The sequence below is a fragment of the Sphingomonas bacterium genome (assembly GCF_903644055.1).
GTDB lineage: Bacteria > Pseudomonadota > Alphaproteobacteria > Sphingomonadales > Sphingomonadaceae > Sphingomonas_I.
In genome coordinates, this window is the sequence record NZ_CAHJXD010000208.1 from 1 (window position 1) to 6,158 (window position 6,158).

At 69.6% G+C, this 6,158-nt stretch carries 5 protein-coding genes; 3 read left to right on the forward strand and 2 right to left on the reverse strand.

Features of this window, described 5'->3' with window-relative positions:
* Positions 1-122: 122 nt before the first annotated feature.
* The gene (locus tag HUU94_RS09195; protein ID WP_174274786.1) at positions 123-764 is read right to left on the reverse strand and encodes an alpha/beta hydrolase; all 642 of its coding nucleotides are present in this window, start codon (positions 762-764) and stop codon (positions 123-125) included.
* Between the two features lie 100 nt (positions 765-864).
* On the opposite strand from HUU94_RS09195, the gene HUU94_RS09200 reads away from it, so the two are divergent.
* The 3 genes from HUU94_RS09200 to HUU94_RS09210 are packed head-to-tail and all read left to right on the forward strand — an operon-like array spanning position 865 to position 3,388.
* Complete coding sequence (locus HUU94_RS09200) at positions 865-1,941, forward strand: cysteine desulfurase family protein (RefSeq protein WP_254602098.1); 1,077 nt, start codon at positions 865-867, stop codon at positions 1,939-1,941.
* A complete protein-coding gene (locus HUU94_RS09205) occupies positions 1,938-3,053 on the forward strand; it encodes a cysteine desulfurase family protein (protein ID WP_174274788.1) in 1,116 nt (371 codons plus the stop codon). Before HUU94_RS09200 ends, HUU94_RS09205 begins: the two co-directional genes overlap by 4 nt.
* Positions 3,050-3,388 (forward strand): 2Fe-2S iron-sulfur cluster-binding protein, encoded by a 339-nt coding sequence (locus HUU94_RS09210; protein ID WP_174274789.1) that lies wholly within the window; start codon positions 3,050-3,052, stop codon positions 3,386-3,388. Before HUU94_RS09205 ends, HUU94_RS09210 begins: the two co-directional genes overlap by 4 nt.
* A gap of 169 nt (positions 3,389-3,557) precedes the next feature.
* On the opposite strand, the gene HUU94_RS09215 is transcribed toward HUU94_RS09210, so the two are convergent.
* On the reverse strand, positions 3,558-6,158 hold a 2,601-nt coding region (locus HUU94_RS09215), incomplete at its 5' end, for a [protein-PII] uridylyltransferase (RefSeq protein WP_174274790.1).

Here is a 6,158-nt window from a genome sequence, read left to right on the forward strand (position 1 = left end):
CGCAACTGCCGATGCTGGCGCTGCTCGCGCTGGCGACCTGGCTGGCGGGGCGGCAAGACGGCCAGCGCATCCCGCGCATCCGCCGCGCGAAGAAGATCTACTGATCGGGCCGGTGCCGTCTCTCAGGCCTTGAGGCGCATGTCCAGATAGGCATCCACCGACTTCATCAGATCGGGCATCTCATGTTCGAAGAAATGGTTGGCGCGCGGGATCGTATCGTGGTGGATCGTGATGTGCCGCTGGGTGCGCAACTTGTCGACCAGCTTCTGCGTCGCGGCGGGGGTCGCCACCTCGTCGCCCTCGCCCTGGATGATGATCCCCGAGGAGGGGCAGGGCGCGAGGAAGGTGAAATCGTAGAGGTTCGCAGGCGGCGCGATCGAGATGAAGCCCTTGATCTCCGGCCGCCGCATCAGGAGCTGCATGCCGATCCAGGCGCCGAACGAGAAGCCCGCGATCCAGGTGGTCTGCGCCTCGGGATGGATCGACTGGACCCAATCGAGCGCGCTCGCCGCATCGGAAAGCTCGCCGATGCCGTTGTCGAACACCCCCTGGCTCCTGCCGACGCCGCGAAAATTGAAGCGCAACGTCGCGAATCCGCGCCGCACGAAGGTCTGGTAGCAGGCCTGGACGATCGCGTTGTTCATCGTGCCGCCCGCCTGCGGATGCGGGTGGAGGATCATCGCGACGGGCGCGCGCGGGCGCGGCCCCGGATTGAAACGGCCTTCGAGGCGCCCTTCCGGGCCGGGAAAAATGACTTCGGGCAAAAGCGATCCTGCGCGTGAGAGGAAAGTGCCGCTAGGGCTGCGGCGATCGGCGGCCTATATAGAAACTGAACCCGCCCGCGCAATCTTTGGAAGAGGCCGTTTGCGCCACCGCATCTATCTCGATCATGCCGCGACGACGCCGCTGCGCCCCGAGGCGAAGGCGGCGATGGCCGACGCGTGGGAGCGCTGGGCCAATCCATCGTCGCAGCATGCCGAGGGCCGGGCGGCGCGGGCGGCGCTGGAGCGTGCGCGCGAAGCGATCCGGCAAACGCTGGGATGGGACGGCGAGCTGATCTTCACCGGCGGCGCGACCGAGGCGGCGGCGATCGCGCTGGACGGGAGCGCGCGCAAGGCGATCGTCTCGAACGTCGAGCATCCGGCGGTGCCTGGCGCCGTGGACGATGCGCGCGTGGTGCCGGTTGCGGAGGACGGGCTGGTCTCGATCGAAGCGCTCGATCGCGCGCTGGAAGACCGCCCCGGCGCGATGGTGGCGATCCAGCAGGTCAATTCGGAGACGGGGGTGATCCAGCCGCTCGAGGGTCTGGCGGGGCGCATCGCGGCGCGGGGCGGGCTGCTGTTCGCCGATTGCGCGCAGGGGGCGGGCAAGCTGCCGCTGCCGCCCGCCGATCTGATCGCGATCTCCGCGCACAAGTTCGGCGGCCCGCCGGGAATCGGCGCGTTGCTCCTCCGCGACTTCGGAATGATCGCGCCCCGGGGGCAGGGACAGGAGCAGGGCTATCGTCCCGGCACGGAGAATCTGCCCGCGATCCTCGGCTTCGCGGCGGCGCTTTCGGCCGGGGCGCAGTCGGGCCGGATGGCGGAGCTTGCCGGGCTCAGGGCCGATCTGGACGATGCGGTGCGCAAGGCGGGGGGCGTGGTGATCTGCGATGCCGGCCCGCGCCTGCCGACGATCGCCTCCTACCGGATGCCCGGCGCCAGCGCGGCGGTGCAGCTCATGCGCTTCGATCTCGCGGGCATAGCGCTCTCGGCGGGGAGCGCTTGCGCGTCGGGCACGCTCAAGCGCAGCCCCGTCATGGCGGCGATCGGCCTGGCGCCGGAGGCCGCGGACGAGGTCATCCGGGTGAGCTTCGGCTGGACCACGACGGCGGAGGAGGTCGCGGTCTTCGCCGACGCCTGGGCGGCGCTGGCGCGCACCACAGAGGCGCGCGCGGCATGATCTACCTCGATTATCAGGCGACCACGCCGCTTGCCCCGGAGGTGCGCGACGCGATGCTGCCATGGCTGAGTGACAGGTTCGGCAACCCGCATTCGCCGCATCGCATGGGGCGCGAGGCGGCGGCGGCGGTCGCTTATGCTGGCGATCGGCTGACGGCGGCGCTCGATCTGCCGCCGGGGCGGGTGGTCTTCACGTCGGGCGCGACCGAGGCGGTGAACTGGACGATCCAGTCGGCGCTGCGCCACGCACCGCGCGGCCGCCGCGCGATCGTCACCATCGCGACCGAGCATGCCTGCGTGCTCGATACCGCCGCGGCGATGGCGGCGGAAGGCTATGAGGCGCGGGTGCTGCCCGTCGGCCGCGACGGCCTCGTCGATCTCGACATGGCCGCCGGGGCGATCCGCGACGATGTCGCATTGGTCGCCGCGATGCTGGTCAACAACGAGATCGGAATCCTCCAGCCGATCGCCGCGCTGGCCGATCTCGCGCATGCGGCGGGGGCGCGCTTCCTGTGCGACGCGGTGCAGGGGCTCGGGCGGGTCGCGATCCCGCCAGCCTGCGATTTCGTCGCGGTCTCGGCGCACAAGCTGCATGGGCCGAAGGGCGTCGGCGCGCTGTGGCTGCGCGAGGGCGCGACGCTCGCGCCGCTGATCCACGGCGGGGGGCAGCAGGATGGCTTGCGATCGGGAACGCTTTCGCCCGCCTTGTGCGTTGGCTTCGGCGCGGCGGCATCGTTGGCGTCGGAGCGAACGACGATCGATGCCCGGCATGTCGAAGGCCTGTGGGATGCGGCCGTCGCGGCGTTCGGCGACGGCTGGACGATCAACGGCGCGATCGAGCGGCGCTATCGCGGCAATCTCAACATCCGGCGCGAGGGGCTCGATGTCGCGCGGCTGATGTCCGAGCTGCGCGATGTCGCCTTCTCCGCCGGATCGGCCTGCGCCAGCGGCTCGGGACGGCCGAGCCATGTGCTGCGCGCGCTGGGCCTGAGCGAGGCGGCGGCGAAATCCAGCATTCGCCTCGGCTTCGGGCGCTATACGACCGAGGAGCAATTGGTGGAGGCGGCGACACGGATCGACGCCGCCGCCGCCCGGCAGCGGGAGTGGGCATGACGGTGCGGGTCCGCTTCGCTTCGGCCGACGGCGAGCGGGTGCGCGAGGTCGAGGCGCCCGAGGGCGCGCGCCTGCTCGAGGTCGCGCAGGCAAACGGCCAGCCGCTGGAGGGGACGTGCGAAGGGCAGATGGCCTGCTCGACCTGCCACGTCATCGTCGATCCCGCCGATTTCGATCGCCTGCCGCGCGCGAGCGAGGAGGAGGACGACCTGCTCGATCTCGCCGCCTCGGTCACCCGCACCAGCCGCCTCGCCTGCCAGATCCGCTTGGACCCGACGCTCGACGGCCTGACGGTGCGCATGCCCGGCGAAAGCCGCGACATGCAGGGGCGTTAGAAACGTCGTCATGCCCGCGAAAGCTGGCATCTCGTGAACAGGTCTGTCCTGTTGAGGTTGAACTCTCGTCGCCCCGGCCTTGAGCCGGGGTCCCGCTTCTTCTTCAGCGTTGGCAGGCAGCGGGACCCCGGATCAAGTCCGGGGTGACGTTCCGCTTGAACGACAGCCTCTAGGCCGCCGCCTTTTCCTTGTGCGGGAGCTCCTCGACCGCCACCCCGCCCGCCGCCTCGATCAACAACCGTTCCAGCGTGCGCAGCCGCGTCGGCGCGTCGATCTTGTCGCCGGTGAGATCGGTCAGGTAGAAGACGTCGACCGCGCGTTCGCCATAGGTGGCGATGTGCGCCGAGCGGATCGTCACCTTGGCCTGGAACAGCGCGTAGGCGAGCGCGTGGAGCAATGCCGGGCGGTCGCGGGCGTTGATCTCGACCACGGTGTAGCGGTTCGAGGCCTTGTTATCGATCAGCACGTTGGGCTCGATCGTGAAGGCGTCGGCGCGGGTGCGCGCCGAGGGCTTGGCGGCGAGCCGGGAGGAAAGCTGGCTGCGGTTGGCCAGCGCATCCTCGATCGCGCTGGACAGGCGCCGCAGCCGGTGGGGATCGTCGAACGCCTGGCCGAACGGATCCTGCACCAGCAGATTGTCGATCGCCATGCCGTCGCGCGTCGTATGGATACGCGCATCGATGATGTTGCCGCCGGCGAGATGGATCGCGCCCGCGATGCGGTAGAAGAGGCCGGGGTGATCGCCGGCGTAGATCGTGACGAGCGTCGCGCCGCGCCGGGGATCGGCCTGCGCGACGATCGACAGCGATTTGCCGCCCGCGTCGGCGGCGGCGATCTGGCGGGCGTTGCGTTCGAGGATGTCGGTCCCTTCGGCGACCCAATAGCTTTCGGGAAAGCGCCGGGCGTGATCGTCGAAGCGATGGCGGCTCCAGCCGAGCTCGATCGCGAGCTCGGCGCGCTTGGTGGCGACGCGCTCGCCGCGCCCGCGCTGCTTGTGGCCGGGGCGCAGCACCTCCTCGGCGGCGAGGTAGAGATCGGCGAGCAACTGGCGCTTCCAGCCGTTCCACACGCCGGGCCCGACCGCGCGGATATCGACGATCGTGAGCAGCAGCAGCAGGCGCAGGCGCTCGGGGCTCTGCACCGCCTCGGCGAAATCGAGGATCGTCTTGAAATCAGAAAGGTCGCGCTTGAACGCGGTGTCCGACATCAGCAGGTGATAGCGGACCAGCCAGGCGACGGTCTCGGTCTCGGCGGCGCTCAGCCCGAAGCGCGGCCCGAGCTTGTACGCGACTTCGGCGCCCAGCACCGAATGATCGCCGCCGCGCCCCTTGGCGATATCGTGGAGCAGCACCGCCACATAGAGCGCGCGCCGCGAGACCAGCTTCGGCAGCAGCGCGCTCGCCAGCGGATGATCGGTCTCCAGCGTGCCATGCTCGATCCGGCTGAGCAGCCCGATCGCGCGCAGCGAATGCTCGTCCACCGTGTAATGGTGATACATGTCGAACTGCATGCGCGCGACGACGCGGCCGAAATCGGGGACGAAGCGGCCGAACACGCCCGCTTCGTTCATCCAGCGCAGCACGCGCTCGGGATCGCGCGGCGAGGTCAGCACCTCCAGGAACAAGGCGTTGGCACGGGGATCGGCGCGGACCGTGCCCTCGATCAGCCGGGCGTCGCGTGAGGCCTGGCGCAAAGTCAGCGGGTGGATTTCCAGCGCGTTGACGTCTGCGAAGGCGAACAATTGGAGGAGGCGGACGGGATCGTCCTCGAAGAAGCCGTCGGTCGGCGCCGTGAGGCGGCCGCGATCGAGCTGGAAACCCGCGAGCCGGCGCGGCCGGCGCTTGAGGCTGGGGATGCCGAGGCGCCGCCCGCGGCCCGCGAACCGCTCGTCGAGATGCGCCATGAACAAGGCGGTAAGATCGCCGACTTCCTTCGCGGTGAGGAAATAATGCTGCATGAAGCGCTCGACCGCGGTGCGCCCGGGCCGATCGGCGTAGCGCATCCGCCGCGCGATATCGGACTGGACGTCGAAGGTCAGGCGGTCCTCGGGCCGGCGCGAGAGGATGTGGAGGTGACAGCGCACCGCCCACAGGAAATTCTCGGCGCGGCGGAAGCGCCGCAGCTCCTGCGCGGTCATCAGCCCCTTTTCGACGAGATCGCCGACCGAGGGCACCTGATAGGCATATTTGCCGATCCAGAAGAGCGTATGGAGATCACGCAGCCCGCCCTTGCCCTCCTTGAGATTGGGCTCGACGACGTAGCGGCTGTCGCCCATCCGCTCGTGGCGCTGCTGGCGTTCGGCGAGCTTCTCGACGACGAAGGCGCGCGTGGTGCCCGAGACGACCTGCGTGTCGAAGCGCCGCGCCGCCTCGTCGTACAGCGGCTGGTCGCCCCAGACGTAGCGCGCCTCCAGTAGCGCGGTGCGGATCGTGAGATCGCCCTTGGCCATGCGGACCATATCGTCGAGCGAGCGGCTGGAATGGCCGATCTTCAGCCCGAGGTCCCACAAGGTGTAGAGCATCGCCTCGATCACCTGCTCGCCCCATACGGTCTGCTTCCAGGGCGTCAGGAAGGCGATGTCGACGTCCGAATGGAGCGCCATCTCGCCGCGCCCGTAGCCGCCGACCGCCGCCAGGGTCAGCCGCTCGGCGGCGCTGGGATTGTTGCTGGGGTAGAGCCGTTGCGTCGTGAAATCGAACACCAGCCGCAGGATCTGATCGGTGAGGAAGGCGTAGGAAGCGGCGATCTCGTTGCCCGCGCTCGGCCGCTC